Origin of the sequence: Lentimicrobium sp. S6 (genome assembly GCF_013166635.1) — a bacterium.
Classification (GTDB): Bacteria; Bacteroidota; Bacteroidia; order Bacteroidales; family UBA12170; genus UBA12170.
In genome coordinates, this window is record NZ_JABKBZ010000049.1 from 1 (window position 1) to 17,932 (window position 17,932).

Annotated in this window: 9 protein-coding genes; 1 reads left to right on the top strand and 8 read right to left on the bottom strand. The window is 36.0% G+C overall.

The annotated features are described in order from the left end of the window. Positions 1–272 precede the first annotated feature (272 nt). The 8 genes from HNS40_RS14970 to HNS40_RS15005 form a co-directional block, all read right to left on the bottom strand. A complete protein-coding gene (locus tag HNS40_RS14970; RefSeq protein ID WP_172282247.1) occupies positions 273–2,735 on the bottom strand; it encodes a DUF5686 and carboxypeptidase-like regulatory domain-containing protein in 2,463 nt (820 codons plus the stop codon). A 387-nt stretch (positions 2,736–3,122) separates the two neighbouring features. Next, the gene (locus HNS40_RS14975; RefSeq protein WP_172282248.1) at positions 3,123–4,298 is read right to left on the bottom strand and encodes an AIR synthase related protein; all 1,176 of its coding nucleotides are present in this window, start codon (positions 4,296–4,298) and stop codon (positions 3,123–3,125) included. A gap of 7 nt (positions 4,299–4,305) precedes the next feature. Next, positions 4,306–6,756: an OmpA family protein gene (locus tag HNS40_RS14980; RefSeq protein ID WP_172282249.1), complete on the bottom strand. Its 2,451-nt coding sequence runs from the start codon at positions 6,754–6,756 to the stop codon at positions 4,306–4,308. 38 nt (positions 6,757–6,794) lie between these two features. Beyond that, positions 6,795–7,166 (bottom strand): twin-arginine translocase TatA/TatE family subunit, encoded by a 372-nt coding sequence (locus HNS40_RS14985; protein WP_172282250.1) that lies wholly within the window; start codon positions 7,164–7,166, stop codon positions 6,795–6,797. Positions 7,167–7,245: 79 nt separating this feature from the next. Further along, entirely contained in the window at positions 7,246–10,386 is a 3,141-nt protein-coding gene (gene secDF / locus HNS40_RS14990; protein WP_172282252.1) for a protein translocase subunit SecDF, read from the bottom strand. Positions 10,387–10,650: 264 nt separating this feature from the next. Further along, a complete protein-coding gene (locus HNS40_RS14995; protein WP_172282254.1) occupies positions 10,651–12,210 on the bottom strand; it encodes a hypothetical protein in 1,560 nt (519 codons plus the stop codon). Between the two features lie 14 nt (positions 12,211–12,224). Further along, positions 12,225–15,458 (bottom strand): hypothetical protein, encoded by a 3,234-nt coding sequence (locus tag HNS40_RS15000; RefSeq protein ID WP_172282256.1) that lies wholly within the window; start codon positions 15,456–15,458, stop codon positions 12,225–12,227. Between the two features lie 36 nt (positions 15,459–15,494). Next, positions 15,495–15,722 (bottom strand): hypothetical protein, encoded by a 228-nt coding sequence (locus HNS40_RS15005; RefSeq protein WP_172282258.1) that lies wholly within the window; start codon positions 15,720–15,722, stop codon positions 15,495–15,497. Positions 15,723–15,987: 265 nt separating this feature from the next. Between HNS40_RS15005 and HNS40_RS15010 the strand changes: the two genes are divergently transcribed. Beyond that, on the top strand, positions 15,988–17,931 hold the full coding sequence (locus HNS40_RS15010; RefSeq protein WP_172282260.1) for a tetratricopeptide repeat protein: 1,944 nt from the start codon (positions 15,988–15,990) through the stop codon (positions 17,929–17,931). Position 17,932: the final 1 nt, after the last annotated feature.

Below are 17,932 nucleotides of genomic sequence, written 5' to 3' on the forward strand. Positions count from 1 at the left end.
TAAATCACAAATACTATCTGCTAATGTAGGTTCCTTACGTATTTTCATACCATAAAAATACAACTTATTTATCTGATATACAATTATATAAGGTGATTTATTTTGTTAATTACCATGCAACGGTCTTACTTCATTCTTCCTAATCTCGGTTCGATAATTAACCCTTCTATTTATGTAATTCAATGAGATACCCGAAATATTTTCGTTAATTTATGTCATATATGAGCTAATTATCTGAAGCTGTGGCCTAATTTAATGTCAAACTGAGGTTCCTACTCCACAGCCTTGAAAGCAGGTTTAATGGGAAAAGTCAAACTAATTTTCACAGAAAGATTATCTTCTACTAGCCTATTTGAATAAGCACCATAACGATAGGTGGCTCCAATTCCGATATTATAAAGATAGAGATTTACCAAATCATTGATGAGGATCCCGCTTTCAAAATAACCATGCTCCATAGTTTTAAAACCAATGTTTAAATGTTGTTCTGGGTGATTGAGCCAACCAAAACCAATATTTGTAACTAAAACCACTTCGGGTTTAAACTTTTTTCCCTGAAAAATGAGGTTGCCAAAGTTATGGCTAAGAAAAGCAGAAACATAGCGGTCGGATAAAAACTCGTTGGCACTCATGCTTCCAAAACTTCCCGGAGCAAAAACAGTAATCACTCCATAAGTACCTTGTCCTCGATAGAGGTTAGAATAGGGGAGGTCTCCGATGATGAGTCCACCAATTAAATCTACCGAAGTTTCTCCTAAATATTTGGTGTAGAAGCTCTTCTTAATACGTAAATCGAATCTATGAAAATCATAATCACCATTGAGTATACCTTTCAATCCTTTTGAATAATTAAACCAGGCAATAGGATATTTTGTTCCCATGGATAGAAGCATTCTGCTATTGTCGAAATATCGCTCTTTAAAAGCAAAGCGAAGTCCCAGCCTGATTTCAGTAAAATCAAAAGTGTATCCTGGAATGATGGCTTCTTGTCCTTGGTAAGAATAATCGTAGGCAGCCTCCTTATGATCTACTCTCATTCCAATGCTGGCATGAATATATCTTAGGGTCCTAATTCGGAAGGCTATCTCTTTTCTATCAGTATAATTGGAACGAGAAATAAAGAAGTTCTTAAATCGCTCAGGGCTAAATGTAGTTTCATGATTATCATAAAAATCTACTCCAGCAGCTTCTTGGTAATCTTTAGAATAAGCAGCATAAAGCTTCAAGGAAAAAGGTTTGTATAGAAGGATTTGCCCATTGATACCATATTTTGCTTTCTGAGCTCTAAAAGCATAGGCTCCATAAATCCCGATATCCCATTTGGTACTCAGCCTTTTATTTGTTCTCAATCCAGCTCCAAGCCAGAGGCCTTCATAATTATTATATCCAGCAAATTTGTCTAATGGGATATCAAACTTTCCCCATGGAATCCTACCAGTGAAAAGCGTCTCAGCTTGTTTTATGGTCTTATCAAAATTTTCAGCCTTGCCCACACTATCCATAAAAGCGTAGGTGTTTTTGTCTCTTTGCGAAAGTGAATCTTTTCGGTACCGATTCCAAAATTCCTCTTTTTGATAGCCTGCATTTGGATCCAGTTCCACTTCAATATGCGAAAATTGTTGTTTCACAAGCTCCGGATTCAGAATGACATCTTTATGATAACTCTTTCCAATACCGATAAATTTTGCTTGTTCTCCATTTGTTGTGGCTATGGTATTATTAAAAATAATATTGGTGTTTAGTTGGGTCGGAAACCAATGTCCATCCACAAAACCATAAAGTTGTTGTATTTCAATATTAAAGCCTTGTTCATCACTGTTTAAGGGTTTTGCTCTAACATTTACTATAGCCCATTTTTTTGTACTGATGCTTAATACCCCTTGTAAACCATCGAAATTCTTATCGGAATAAGGAGAATAGCTAATAGAAAAAATGGTGTCCCCTTGGCTAGAGTATGTCGTATCTTCCATTTGAAAATAATACTTGCTTAAACTTCCCTTGCTGATGGGATTGATATAATGATTATTCACCATGTGGATGATTTCATCGTAGAAGGAGGTGGATTGAATCTGTGAAACCACGAAAACAATCAATGGATCCTGAAGGCCGGAAACTTTGGAAGCTATAATTTTCTCATGATTACGCTCTGGAGCCATAAATTTTTTCTCCACTACGTTTTCCATCAAGAGGATGTCTTTGTCTTTTATAAAGGAGCTAATGTTACTAATGCTATCAGGAAGCAGCAATACTGAATCACTCATGGTCTTATTTTCCAAATCTAGGGTGATTACCATTTTGTCGTAGGAAGTATAGGAGAAGCTTTGAAGTTTTTTTGGGTCGTTAGTATCGCGATATTGCAGGACATTATTAATGATTCTGTGTGTGGGATTAATTCCAGGTGTTACCTCATACTCAGAAAGCAAATAAGCCAAAGGCTTCATTTTAAAAATAAACTGGCTCTTTTGATAGGAAATATCGACACTTTTCTTCTCATAACCCACGTAGGAAAGTGTGAGGCTTTTTGTTTTCTTGGGAATTTTCATCTGAAATAATCCATCGATATCAGTGGATGTTCCATATTTATCATCCTCTGTAACTATGTTTACAAATGCCAAAGGTTCACGAGATTCCTCATCGATAATAATTCCTGTAATTACTTTATTTTGAGCAAAAGTATTGATTGATAATGCGATGAGTAAAATGGATAACAAAGAAATATAAAAAGGACCTTTCATTTTATATAGTGGGGTTTTATGCCAACAAAGATAGAGGATTCTGAATAATGGATTTGTGAAAAAACATAAAAAAACCAAGCACAAGGGAAAAACTTTGGGCTTATTTACTTGCGTTGAGTGTTTAATTAACGCATACTAGAGGGGGCTCCCTTGCCTTGGTTCTGTAATATCTTATTTAAATACGGTAAAATCCATTTAAGATGACTTTTCGAACTGCTATAGGAAGCAAAAAGAGAATTGTACAAAGTACATGATATTGGTTTGGTCTTTTCTAGGCAGTAAATTTACTAGTTTCCTAATAATTGTTCGATTGTAAAGTTACGACTATGAAAAAGGCATTTCAAGGGTTTTTGAAAAAATATTCAATTATTTCAAAATTGTAAATCATTATGCTTGTTCGTAGATGAATTTACCATACTCACTTGTTATGGTTAGTTTTTTGTTATCACTACTTTCTACTCTACCAATAATTTGCGCATCTACCTTAAAGCTTTCAGAAATATTTATAATATCTTCGGCTAAATCTTCAGGAATATATAATTCCATTCTGTGGCCCATATTGAATACTTTATACATTTCTTCCCATGGCGTTTTAGATTGTTCCTGTATGAGCTTAAAAAGAGGAGGAACGTCAAACATATTGTCTTTTATGATGTGAAGGTTGTCGATAAAATGAAGAACCTTAGTTTGAGCTCCACCACTACAATGCACCATACCATGGATTTGATTGCGATGATTGTCCAATATCTTTTTAATAATAGGAGCGTAGGTGCGAGTTGGAGAGAGAACGAGTTTCCCTGCGTCCACACCCTCCACTTCTGTGGGATCTGTGAGTCTCATGCCACCAGAATAAACCAAATCACAAGGGACAGCATGGTCATAGCTTTCTGGATATTTCTTGGTGAGGTATTTAGAGAAAACATCGTGGCGTGCACTTGTTAAACCATTGCTTCCCATTCCTCCATTATATTCGGTTTCGTATATGGCTTGGCCTGAACTGCTCAATCCAACTATCACATCACCAGCTTTTATATTGGCATTGTCAATAATGTCGGAGCGTTTCATTCTGGCTGTTACTGTACTGTCCACTATGATAGTGCGCACTAAATCGCCAACATCTGCAGTTTCTCCACCAGTAGAGTGGATATTAACGCCCCATTTTTTTAATTCTGCCAATAGTTCTTCAGAACCATTGATTAAAGCAGAAATCACATCGCCAGTGATGAGGTTTTTATTGCGACCGATAGTAGAAGAAAGCAAAATGTCATCTGTGGCGCCAACGCAAAGTAAATCATCTAAATTCATTACCAAAGCATCTTGGGCTATTCCTTTCCAAACAGAAATATCGCCCGTTTCTTTCCAGTACATATATCCTAAAGATGATTTTGTTCCAGCACCATCGGCATGCATAATGATACAATACTCATCATCATTGGTAAGTAAGTCAGGGATGACTTTGCAAAATGCTTTAGGAAACAATCCCTTATCAATATTTTTAATAGCTGCATGCACGTCTTCTTTTGAAGCCGATACACCTCTTTGGTTATATTTTAAATCGCTCATGTTGTTTTTATTCGAAAGTGATGCTTCTCTTTTTTTCATCAATAACAGGGGTTCCAAATTTCTTCAAAGTCACTTCATTGATAAAGAAAGGGTAGAGGCTACCATGCCAAACATATACATCTAAGTTTCTGATGGTTTTACTTCCTATTCTAAAATCTTTCAGGGTGAACACCGATTTGTGCTCAATATTTCCAGTGCTAATAATATCGTCTGGGTTTCCTTTGAAGTCTTCTTTCTTAATAATTCCTTGTTTCAATAATTCTAAAGCAAAATCAACAGAACAAGTAACCAGTTTAGTAAGTGGTGTATAGATGACTTCGTTGGTATAACCATTTATTGCACATTCAAATTTATACATTTGTTTGTCAGGCATGTTGAAGAAAACTCTATTTGTTCTTTCTCGCATCTGAATCCAAACATCACTGGTGTCACCTTGTTCGGCTAATGCTCTTTCTTGGTAATCTTTTCCTACTATTTTAAACTCAATTCTACGGTTCAAGCTATGGGCTGTTTCCTGCTGGGATTTTGGTAATGAATCAATGTAAACTTGGGTTAAGGTAACTCCTTCTGGGAAAGTGATACCGTTTTTCTTTACCTCTGTTGCTAATCTACGAGGTTCTCTTTCTCCATATCCTTTGGCAAATAAACGACCAGGGTCAATACCTCTAAGAATAAGATAATTTACAACAGATTCAGCACGTTTTTGTGAGAGAATATCGTTGGATTCATCCTGACCTCTATTGTCGGTATGAGCACCAAGTTCAACTATGACGTGTGGGTTGGCATCCATGGTTTCAATTAACCCTTGTAAACTATCCTCAAACTGTGGTTTCAGATCCCATTTTGCTAAATCGAAAAGGATTTCAGGCAGTAGTATGGGCTCCTCTGGAATTCTTTGTAATTCCACTTCCATTTGTATGTCTTTACTATGATCTAAACCTACAGTGGTTTCTTTCAATACCAATCTAAAATAGCCTTCTCTTTCAAAAACTAATTCGTATTCAGTATCTGGTAATACTTGTTTTGTATTGAAGGTAAAGGTGCCATCTTCAATAGTTCTCACTTTTTTCTCACTGCCATCGGAACCCAATAATAATACATCTAATCCATCCACTGCTTGAAAGGTATAATCATCGGTCACAGCACCTGTAATGGTATATTCTAGAGGAGGAAGGATAAAAGAATAAATATCTGCTCCACCACGACCCCCAGGGCGGTTGGAAGACATGTAGCCTGCTTCTTGTTGCTCTGGGTCAAAAATGATACCAAAATCATCGGCAGCTGAGTTTATGGGAAAGCCCATATTGATTGGATCTCCCGATATGGTATCTGCATAAAAAAACACCTTGTAAATATCTAAGCCTCCTAATCTCACAAGGCCATTTGAAGAGAAATAAAGGGTGCTGTCATCTCTTATTAATGGAAACATTTCATCACGTTTGGTATTAACAAGTGGACCTAAGTTGGTTGGATACCCAAAAGGATCTTGTATGCTTTCCCTTGTAGCTATATATAAATCTTTTCCACCATAGCCTCTTTCAAAATCAGCTGCAAAAATGATAGTTTTCTCATCATCGCTTATAGCAGGATGGCCCACTACGTGACTACTATCGCTACCTAATTCTACTACTTCAGGATCTCCCCAATCTCGACCAGAACGTTTAGATTGGAGAATTAAACATCCACAAGGTCTGCTTGGGCTTACAAAGCATCGTGTAAAATACATCCTATTAAACCGGCTATTGAATGTGGATTGACCTTCGTTACCTTTGGTATTAATGATATCTTCCTCGTCAACTAACTCGGGTTTACTCCACTCGCCTTTTCTATCGAGTTTAGCATAAAATAAATCGGAGAACTTTTCTCCTGTCCAACCATCTAAGTTTTTACCAAGAGCCTCCTCACGAGAAGAGGTGAAGTATAAACTTTGATAGTTATTATCTTGATAGCTTGGGCTAAAGTCATCAAATTTGGAATTAATTCTTTTGATGTTTTCTAAAGTATAGTTTTTTGGATTCTCTAAAGCACGGCGAGCAAACTTAATAGATGCGACAGCCATTTTTGCTTGAGGATCGTCTCCCACTAAAGTATCATAAATGGCAAATTGTGCTTCTGCTTCTTTAAACTCTTCGAGCATGAGAAGGGATTGTCCATAACGTAATACAATTTCCGGGGTTTGCTGGTGTGCATTCAGTCGGATAAGTCTTTTGTATTGAGCTTTAGCTCTGCGAAGGTCATTAGTCTTACGATAAGATTCAGCCATTTTGAAGGCAACATTCAACTTGTCTTCTTTATTTTTTAGTTTGTTGTATCCCTTTTTGTACTTTTCCGCAGCTACTTTATAGAGTTGGTCTTGGTAAGCTTCATCACCAGCCCTGATGTGTCGGTTTTGAGCATTAAGAATGGGCTGAAATAATAAGCCAATTGAAAGTAAAAGTATATATGATATTTTATTCATTAGGTTCATGTTTCTGAATAAACAAATCTTTTTGCAATTTATTGTTTTTCTGTTGATTTCGTATCCTTTTTTGTGACTTTTTCATCACTTTCATTTGTCTCAGTATCTTTGGCCTGATTCTCTTCTTGATTTAAATCGTCAAGAGTAGATTTCATGGCTTTGTGAGCATTTTCGCTAAAGGCAGTAGCCGAATTATAAGCCGATTTAAAAGGTTTTTGAATTTCGCCAGTTTCCTTATTGATTTCTCTTTTGATATCGTCAGTAGCATTTCTAATATATCGCATGACTTGTCCAGCTTTTTTAGCGAATTCTGGAATCTTTTTCGGACCAAGAACTATCAATATCACCAATAAGATGATAAGAATTTCTCCTCCTCCAAAATCTAAAAATAAAAGTGCACTTGGCATCATTGTTTCAAATGTTTTTGCAAAAATAGAAAAAGTCCCGACAAACAGCCGGGACTTTTTTATATATCAAATAGCAATTTGATTATTTTTTCGTTTTGCTATCTTTTTCTGCTATTAATTTATCTCCACCTAATAAATCATAAGAGATAGGACTAGCTGTGAAAAGAGAAGAGTATGTACCTACTAGAACCCCTACAAGAAGAGCAAAGGTAAATCCTCTAATAATTTCACCACCAAAGATAAAGATAGCCAATAATACTAATAATGTAGTACCAGAAGTATTAATGGTACGAGCTAAAGTACTATTCAAGGCATCGTTAATATTATCTTTGAGAGGAGTCTTTTTGTGTAGTCCAACGAACTCACGAATACGGTCAAAGATAATTACGGTATCGTTAATTGAGTAACCAATGATAGTAAGAATCGCCGCGATGAATGCTTGGTCCATTTCCATACTAAATGGTAGTAATCCCCAGAACATAGAGAATATACCTAAAGTAATAATAGTATCGTGGAAAAGAGCAGCAACACCACCTAGACCATATTGCCATTTCTTAAATCTGATAGCAATATATCCGAAGATAATGATTAATGAGAAGATAATAGCCATGAATGCTCCACGGATAATCTCATCAACAATAGTAGGTCCTACTTTTTGAGAACTTAAAATACCTACCATTTGTTCACTATCAGTATCACCTGCAAATTGTGCATATGTAATTTCGTGCCCAATAAATCCTTTTAAAGCTGTATATAATTTGTTCTGAATAATTTCATCAACGTTGTCACTGTTATCATCAATTAAATATTGAGTAGTAATCTTAACTTGGCTATCAGCACCGAATGTTTTAACTTCTGGAGTTTGTTCAAACTCTGTAGCTAAAGATTCGCGAATGTCAGTTGTGTTTACTGATTGGTCGAAACGCACGATATAAGTTCTACCTCCAGCAAAATCAACACCATAACTTAATCCACGTACTCCTAATGAACCAATACTTAATACAATTAAGATACCAGAAATAACATATGCAATTTTTCTTTTAGCTAAGAAGTCAATCTTAGTATTCTTAAGGAAGTCTTTAGTTGCTTTAGTACTGAACTTAACCACTTGGTTTTTATCTAATAAATTAGCAAAAACAATTCGAGTGATAAAGATTGCTGAGAATAAAGACGCAAAGATACCAATGATAAGAGTGGTTGCGAAACCTTGAATAGGACCAGAACCAAATGTATATAAAACAAAAGCAGTAAGCAATGTGGTTACGTTACCATCAATGATCGCAGAATAAGCATTTTTATATCCATCTGTGATAGCTAAACGAATTCCTTTTCCAAGATTTACCTCTTCTTTAATACGTTCGAAGATAATTACGTTCGCATCCACAGCCATACCAATTGTTAGAACAATACCGGCAATACCAGGAAGTGTTAATACTGCTCCAAGAGAAGCCAAAACCCCGAAGATGAATAGAAGATTAATGATTAGGGCTAAATCCGCTACCCAACCAGCTCTGCTATAAAAGAAAATCATATAAGCCAATACAAGCATAAAGGCAATCACGAATGACCAAAGACCCGAGCTAATAGCTTCTTGACCTAAAGAAGGACCTACTACTTCTTCCTGAACAATACGAGCAGGAGCAGGTAATTTACCAGCTTTAAGAATGTTTGCAATATCCTGTGCTTCATCTACTGTCATTCCACCACCAGAGATAGAAGAGCGTCCACCCGCGATTTCAGAATTAACATTAGGGAAACTATAAATAAATCCGTCAAGCGCAATTGCAATCTGACGTCCAATATTTTCACCAGTTAATCTTTTCCATGTTAAAGCACCTTCAGCATTCATACTCATTGAAACTTCAACTTGTCCGGTTGGACTAAAGTCTTGAGAAGCATCAACAATTACGTCACCACCAAGAGCAGGTTCTCCATCGCGAGATGTTACTTTAATAGCAACCAATCGGTGAATGTCAGAACCTTTTTCAACTGGATTGATAGTCCACATGAAACGTACATTATTTGGGAAAATGCTTTTTGTCATTTTCAACATGGCGTTTACACGAGAAGTATCTTTAACTGAAGCATAACCAACACTAGCACCTTTGGCAGGATAAACCTGACCAGAATTAGGGTCTTGTTGGAAGTTAGGCTGTAGATATTCGTAAATTGGATTGTTTTCGTAGAACTGATTTGCAGCTAATTCTTCGTCAATAGCTGTTGTATCTGATTCAATCTCGTCCATTAAAGAATTACCTTCAGCAGCATCAGCAGTGGCTGTTTCAACCTCAGCAGCTGTTTCAGCTGCAGTTTCTTCATTAACGATTTCGGCAGCTTTATCTTCAGCTACTTTTTCTAAAACTTTATTAGCAGCATTCTTTTGGGCTAATGTTTGGTTAGCTTGAGCAAAATAAGCAACTACTTCAGAAAATTCCCAAGTTTCCCAGAACTCTAGTTGAGCAGTACCCTGAAGAAGTTTTCTTACACGGTCTGGATCTTTAATGCCAGGAAGTTCAACTAAGATACGGCCTTTGGTTGCTAATTGCTGGATATTAGGTTGAGAAACACCGAATCTGTTGATACGAGTGTTTAAGATGTTGAAAGTACGGTCGATTGCACCGTCAACTTCACCTTCTAAAACAGCAAATACTTCGTCGTTAGTTGAGTTATAATTGATTTTGTCTTTTAAATCAATTGTACTAAATACTGTAGCAAGGCTAAAGTTTGGATCTACTTCGTTAATAGATTGACGAAATAAATTCAAGAAAGCGTCATCAGTACTTTTTTGCATTTCACGAGCCATATCAATGGCTTTTCTAAAAGTAACGTTTTTACTTTTACCCGATAAAGCAACAATGATGTCTGGAACAGAAACTTCTAAAGTTACGTTCATACCACCTTTAAGGTCAAGACCTAAGTTGATTTCTCTTTCTTTTACTTCCTTGTAGGTGTATTCTCTTATTAAAATATTGAATACTACCTCGTTTTGTAGAGAGTCAAGGTAAAATTTCTCTCTTGCTTTTGAGATAGAATCAAAAAGCATCCCTTCTTTCAGGGCGTTCCCGTTTGCTAAAACATTTGCCATTTCAACGGCTTCTGGTGCGCTAGCGTATTCAACAGCATTGCTTTCAGCTTTTCTTGCGAAGAAGGTAAAAGACAACTGGAATATACAAACTGCGGCAAAAACGATGGCAAATAGACGTATAGCTCCTTTGTTTTGCATGTGTTTAGAGTTTTATTATAATCCTAATTTTTCAAGGCGCAAAAATAGGATAATATTTTGTCTTTAAAAAATTAATTAGAGAAAGAAATTAACAGTGCTTAAAATGAGTGTGTTATTTGATTTTTAAAGGCTTGATTTGGGTCTTGATTCATTTTTTTTCGCTATTTTTTCTGTCGCTAACCTATGGTATGTGTATCTTGAGAATTAGTATTAAAAAATGCCGGAATTGAATTATTCCGGCATTAAAAACTCAATATAATAATGCTATTTAAGTTTGATGATTTTTTGTTGGAAGCTTTGCTTGGTGTAAATACATTCTATGATTAAAATTTGATTTTGAAATGGGTTTTTAATTATAGTTTCTGGCTCAGCTGCTGAGTTTTGCTGAGATAATAAGCGCCCATTAATATCAAAGATTTTGACCTGTTTCGTTTGGTTTTTAAGCACCCCTTTAGAATTGATATAGATTTGTTTATCCCATGAGTATATCTGAACATTTGATAGTTCAGAACCAAGGTCGTTGGTATTCACTGTTTGGTTGATATGAAGCAGAAACCTTAAAGATTCATCCTCTGGACTGCTCTGGAATTCAACACTGGAGAAATCTTCTATTGGATACCAAATTCCAGTGAGTAAATCCTCGAGTAGTAAATCTTTATCCCCAAATCCTTGGAATTCGACTAATGATAGTTCATGTGTTCCGGCTATTCCAGCTAAAAAATGTATAGGGATAATTTTTGCTGTTTCCAGAGGTTCCTCTATCATATTTATGCTTAATTGGTCCTCGTTTTGCACAGAATAAAATTGAGGAACTTCTTCGAAATGGAAGAGTTTTGAAACATCAATTCCATTATCAAAGTCATCGGAGGAATCCCATTGGTAACCTAGCCAAATCTCATCTTCTAGGGTGTCTTGTTTGACATGGAAAACCAAATAACTCACTTCGCTATCTATTGCATTTTCTGATTTGTAAAATTCGTTTGCGGCATGTCTTCTAGCTTGCTTGGGAATTGTAATGCTAGCCTCCTCCGTTCGTGTTTTAATTAAAAACCCTTGTCCCATTGGAATAATCCCTTCTGTAAGTGAACCATAACCAGAAGAATTTCTATACCTGAATCTTCTTTTTCTACCATCATAAACCCAAACGCTGTGTTCCATATTAGATACTTCAATACTCTCATCGTCCCAATCAATGGCTGATGCGTAGGGATTGGCAATTAAATTGAAGCCTCTATGTTGATGTTGTAAAGCTGGAATTGAATTATGATCCAATTCAAGATCCTCGGCAAAAAGCTCACCTTGAAAACTTGGTGTTACTCCTTGGCTTGAACTGGAACCAATATAATATCGATATCCTGCACCATTTATCAACTCATGGTTGCCGTCATTAATAATTTGATAATTTGAGGAGGCTTCATTAAAAGAATAGACTTGGGTAAAAGGGTCTCCTCCGAAATCTAATACTTCTCTGAGTTCACCAGTAACTGGAGCTCCAATAAAGTGTGTGCTTCGGTTTCTCATAAACCTGTTCACGGTAGCTGGAGCATTACCCATTTCTTGTATGAGAGAGCCTGTGTTGTCTAAATCCGAAGTGATGATAATACCTTGATAGCTATTCTCATTTGATAATTCTCCATCGATGCTTAACATACCTTCAATAATGACTGAGGCGTTATTTTGAATTTGTAAATCATTTTTTACAATAAGATGAGTTCCTTTTTTGAGCTTTAGTTTAGCTCCGTTTTTTATGACTCCATCGGCAGAGACGGTGCTCCAAAAGAGGAGTAGACTCATAGCCAAGAGGGTTTTTGTTGTGCTTTTCATGATGGCTCCTTTGTTTAGTAATTTAATGATTGGTACTCATATTCTAAAGTGACAGTTAGTACTCCAAGTCCTCCCCAATTAGTTTCCTCCGGTGTCGTAATCATCCCTCGAAATCGTATAAAGTATACATAATCATTATCAATGGTAGGGTAATCAAAGTTATAAATGGAATAACTTGTTAACTCATTAGTATTGAAAGTAAAATTTGTCATACTTAGCTCGTCTCCTTCACCTATTAATTGAGTTGGCGTTTTTCGCATAAGTATGATATCAACATTTGTAGTAATACTGCCAGATATGTGAGTAGTCATTTTTGTGATGGTCACATTCTGAGGGAGCTTCACAGGAGCATATAAATTAGCGTAGAGATAATCCACATAATGGGTTTCAATATATACTCCGCCGGCTCCGTAATTAACAGTAACACCATAGTCCTCGTTAAATGAAGTTTGAAAATCTAAACCACTAAGTTGTAATTTCCCTGTTCTTACATTTTCGTAAGTTATGTTTTTGTTATCGCTGATAATGATATCATCGTGTGCTTCAATAGCCTTGTTTGCGATTATTTTCTCATTAGCAATTATATTTACACTCGTTTCTAGTTTATTATCATTAACCTTTAGAATATTGAAACTTCCATTTGCTACTTTAAATTCACCATTTACTTCTAATTGATTTTGATCAAAATCACCATAGACTAGAGGAAAGTAGGTATTGCTATTATCGATATAAAGCTTGTTGCTTCCTGTTTCATTATAACCGGCTTGATATCCTAAAAATACATTCCCTGAAGAGTTTGAACCGTAACTTCCGAAACCAGCTTCATATCCAATAGCAGTATTATTTGAACCAGACCCCGTATTGTATAATGCTCCTGAACCCATGGCTGTATTTCGAACACCATTGGTGTTTAATTCCATGCTCCCAGCTCCAAAAGCAGAGTTATGACTTCCGCTATTGTTAGAGAATAGAGACAGTTTACCAAAAGCAGTGTTGTTAGCGCCAATTTGGTTGGAATTCAGAGCAGAAATACCCACCGCTGTATTATTATTACTTCCATTGTCAGCTGCACCAATGGTTCCGATATAGATACTTGAATTATCGTTTTTAGCATCGCTTAAATCATCTATAGAATTGGCTCCTGATTCCGATGTTTCCCAGCTTGCTTTACCTTCTTCATCGGAAACTAAAACTTTTCCTGGACCAGGATTACCACCGGTGATTTTCAGGGTGCCATTAATTTCAACTTCATCGGTGCTAAAATCACCACCAATAAGAGGTGTTGAAGAGGAGGTGTTTTCTATATAAAGCTTGTTGCTTTCTGTTTCGTTATAACCCGCCTTCTGACCAATGAAAACACTTCCTGAGATATTGGTATTCTCGGTTCCTTTTCCTGCTTGATATCCTATTACTGTATTATAATTTCCTAAGCTATTATGGTAAAGGGCAGAGCCACCAATGGCGATATTATTACTGCCTTGAGTGTTAGAATATAGGGATTTTAGACCCATGGCAGTGTTATTATCCCCGTAGGAATTATTCAGCATAGCTTCTTTACCAAAGGCATTGTTTCCGCTACCGCCTGTATTACTCATTAATGATTGATAACCAAGCGCGGTATTGTAATTATTCACGGTTTCGTTTAGTCCTGAACTCTCACCAATAAAAACACTTGAGTATATGGTTTTTGCATCTTCAAGATCGTTTAGTTCATTAGGTCCAGAATTTTCAGATTCTTGCCAAGAGGCAAGTCCATTAGCATCCGAAACTAATACTTTTCCTTCTCCAGGATTTCCACCTGAAATACGAATCTGCTCATTTACAGTAAGGTTTGTATTGATGATGGCACTATCATTCACTATTAAATTTTCATTTATAGTTAGATCTTTATTGATGATTCCGTTATTACTAACATTTATATCTTGATTGACATTGAGGCTATTTAGTGTATTGATATCACCGTAACTAGTTATTTCTTCTTGGACTGTAAGCTCATCTAGAATTGTTAATTCACCATTGATCTTAACTTGATCTGTTTCGAAATCTCCGGCGATAAGTGGATTAGATGAGCTGGAATTTTCAATATACAGTTTGTTGCTGCCTTCTTCTTCCTTTCCGGCTTCATATCCAATAAAAACATTGCCTTCGCTGCTTTGTCCTGCATTTTGTCCAGCACCTGTTCCAATTGCGGTATTGTTATTTCCTGCTGTTTGCATCAAAAGGGCTCTGCTACCAATGGCTACATTTTCGGTTCCTGAAGTATTAATGGCCATTGCAGTAAAGCCTACCGCAGTATTATTTAAACCGACAGTATTGGAAGCCAAACTCATGGAGCCAATGGCTGTATTTTCACTACCCACTTCATTATTGCTTAATGTTCCAAAGCCTACCGCTGTATTTGCTTCACCGCCATAATTATTTTTTAAACTCATCTGACCAAGGCCAGTATTTGAGAGTTCTCCGTTATCCAATATTCCTGATTCTGCTCCTAGAAAAAGGCTATTACTGCTTGTTTTAGCATCGCTAAGCTCGTTTAACTCATTGACTCCTGATGGAATGGTCTCCCAAGAGGCTATTCCATTACCATCTGTTGTTAATACTTTGCCCTCCTCAGGGTTTCCTCCGGTAATTTGAAGTGTTCCATTTATTTTTAAATGATCTTCTAAGAAATTGCCATGTATAAGTGGATTTTCAGTGGCTCCATTATCAATAATGAGCTGGTGGCTTTCGGTATTTCCAGAACCCGCTTCATTCCCAATAAAAATATTTCCTGAAGCATCGGAGGGCTCAGAAGTATAGCCTGCAAAATATCCAATAGCTACATTAGCATGAGCTTCTTCATGATTTCTCATGGCGCCCACTCCCAATGTGACATTATTATTTCCTGATATGTGTTGACCAGACATGTCGCCAATGAAAATGCTGGTGGTATTGGTTCTGGCATCCATTAAATCATTTAAAGCAGTCACAATAGCTCCTGTCATCACTTCCCATTGATTGGTTGAGGTACTATAAAACCAAAAGCTGCTGTTGTCAATATCAAAAACCATCAAGCCATTGGCTGGATTTGAAATGGCTTCTCTTTCTATCGCACTCATGCTAGGGATTAATAATCCTTTTTCGTTGCTAGATACATCGAGCATGGCTGATTCATGAGGGTCGTTTCCTTCGGTATTGATAGAAACTTGGGCTTGGCTTATTGATATAAAACCTAAGAATAACATTAAAAATAGTAATCGTGTTTTCATTTTGTTCAATTTTGAGTTTTTTATAAAAATTTGATTTTAAATTAGAATCTGCTTTTTCCAAGAGAAGTCTAACTCTTCAAAATGGATTGAATACGGTCCGCTTGGTAATTCAATTTCCTGTGAGAGATAGTTGGTTTGTTCCATTTTGAATTGAGCCAAAACTCTTTCATTTTGATCAAGGATGCTGACAGTTCCATTTTGTACTATTTCTGCGGTCTGCAAAAACAGGGTGTTATTATGGGTATGTGTGAGAATGTGTTGCATATTGTTTCATTGTTTTCGGCAAATGTATTTGATGGAGGATGGTTTAAGAAATAATTTGGGTAGATGATAGGTAGTCTGACCTGTTTGTTTAGGTAGAAATTAGGTAGAAAACGATGTGTGTTATGATTTTTAAATGTCTTATAATCAGTGGTATGTGATTTTTTCTTATTCTTTTTTATTGTTAAGGTTTTCTGGCTCTCTTGGCATTTTAAATATACCTATATTTGAATTGAAATTATTAATTCATACCTCTATTATGTTTAAAATGAAGCGTTTTTATCTTTTGAGTTTGCTAAGTTTTTTTGTTCTGATTTCGCCACTTTGGTCTCAGGAAACAAAACTAGATAGTTTAAAAATGGAGCTTTTAGAAAGTGATGGGGAGGGCAAGGTTGAAGTCTTAATGGCATTAGGAGAAGTGACTTTTAGAAAAGAAAATGTCAGCTCACAAGATTATTATTCTAAGGCTTTTCGTTTGAGTAAAATACCCTCCTCGCAAATTGATTGTTTGGTGAACTTGATTAATTTATCTTATTTTTTAAAACAAGGAGATTCCATAAACTATTTTATTGATAGGGCTTTAGATATTAGTAGAGAAATGAATGATACTTTATTGATGGTGCGCTTTAATGTGGAAAAGGCTTATTCTTTTGACGCAAAAGGTGACTACATCGCAGCTAAGAAGTACAATCAAAAAAGCCTTGAGTTGTATCTTTTGTTCATGAAGAACCCTGCAAATGTCGATAAGTTAGATCCTTATAAGTATGCATTAATCTGTAATAATTTGGGTGCCGCTTATACCAATTTGGGGATTTATGATTCCGCATTTTATTATATGCTCATTTCGCTTCAAGAAAAAGAAAAACTAAATGTAGACCCTAGACGATTGGGAATAGGTTTTGTAAACCTTGGAGGAATTTGCAATAGAAAAGAGGACTATGCTGCAGCAATTGAATATGTGAATAAAGGATTGGAATTTTCAAATAGAGCTAAAGATTCGCTAATGTATATTCGAGGCTATAATCACCTTGGAGTGAGTTATAAAAAAACCGGAGATACAGTTAAAGCTCTTGAATATTATCATAAGTCATTAGAATTATGTGATATTTTGGGTAGATCAAAATCTACTGCTACAGTTTTGGTTAATTTGGGCATCATATACACAGACCTTAAACAATGGGAAAAGTCTAAGGAATATATGCTTAGAGCCCTAGCGATAAATAAAAGAATGAAGGATATTAGCGGAATTTCTAATTCTTTTAGCAATTTGGCTCACCATTATTTAAATAACAATGAAAATGATAGTGCTATTGTATATGCATTGAAAAGCCTATCTTTTGCTAATGCAACTGGTGAAATATTAACCTCTAGCATGAATTATAAAATCTTAAAAGTGGCTTATTCCAGAAAAAATGATTTTGAAAAAGCCTTTGAAGCACAGGAATCCTATTTCTTGTTGCACGATAGTATTTATAACGCAGAAAGTGATGAACGCTTTATGGAGCTTCAGACCAAATATCAAACAGCTGAAACTGATAAAGAGAATTTACAGCTCAATTACGACCTAGAAGTAGAAAAAACTCAAAAGCAGAGATTGTGGTGGGGGATGGCAGCTTTATTATTAGTTTTTGGATTCTCTGCTTTTTTAGTGAGGATGAAGCGCAAAAAAGATAGATTACTCCATGAAAAAGAACAAATAGTTTTAAAACGAGAAAAGGAATTGGCAAAAGCAGAATTAGAGAAAAGCCAATTAAAAGAACAGGAATTAAAAATGGAGATTCAGTATAAAAGCAGGCAGCTCACTACTCATGCATTGAATATGATGCAGAAAAACACTTTGATGCAAGAGATACAAGAAGAGTTAGTAGCGATAGCTAAAAAAGCTAATCATGATAATAAACCAGCATTGAACAGAATAAAAATGCTCATCAAGAAAAATCTACGCTCAGAAAAAGATTGGGATCTCTTTAAGCTCTATTTTGAGGATGTTAATAAGCAATTTTATGAGGAGTTGGCGAAAATCAGTAGGGACTTAACGCCCAACGATTTAAAACTTTGTGCCCTATTAAAGCTCAATATGAATATTAAGGAAAGTGCATCCGTAATGAATATAGAGCCTGCAAGTGTAAAAACAGCTCGCTATAAACTTCGTAAGAAATTGGATTTAAGACCGGAGGATGACCTAGTAGAGTTTATTCGAAAAATAGGATAAA

Excerpts from the sequence above, each read along its gene's own strand:
- HNS40_RS14970 (WP_172282247.1), bottom strand. The coding sequence starts at position 2,735 with ATGAAAGGTCCTTTTTATATTTCTTTGTTATCCATTTTACTCATCGCA.
- HNS40_RS14975 (WP_172282248.1), bottom strand. The coding sequence starts at position 4,298 with ATGAGCGATTTAAAATATAACCAAAGAGGTGTATCGGCTTCAAAAGAA.
- HNS40_RS14980 (WP_172282249.1), bottom strand. The coding sequence starts at position 6,756 with ATGAATAAAATATCATATATACTTTTACTTTCAATTGGCTTATTATTT.
- HNS40_RS14985 (WP_172282250.1), bottom strand. The coding sequence starts at position 7,166 with ATGATGCCAAGTGCACTTTTATTTTTAGATTTTGGAGGAGGAGAAATT.
- secDF (WP_172282252.1), bottom strand. The coding sequence starts at position 10,386 with ATGCAAAACAAAGGAGCTATACGTCTATTTGCCATCGTTTTTGCCGCA.
- HNS40_RS14995 (WP_172282254.1), bottom strand. The coding sequence starts at position 12,210 with ATGAAAAGCACAACAAAAACCCTCTTGGCTATGAGTCTACTCCTCTTT.
- HNS40_RS15000 (WP_172282256.1), bottom strand. The coding sequence starts at position 15,458 with ATGAAAACACGATTACTATTTTTAATGTTATTCTTAGGTTTTATATCA.
- HNS40_RS15005 (WP_172282258.1), bottom strand. The coding sequence starts at position 15,722 with ATGCAACACATTCTCACACATACCCATAATAACACCCTGTTTTTGCAG.
- HNS40_RS15010 (WP_172282260.1), top strand. The coding sequence starts at position 15,988 with ATGAAGCGTTTTTATCTTTTGAGTTTGCTAAGTTTTTTTGTTCTGATT.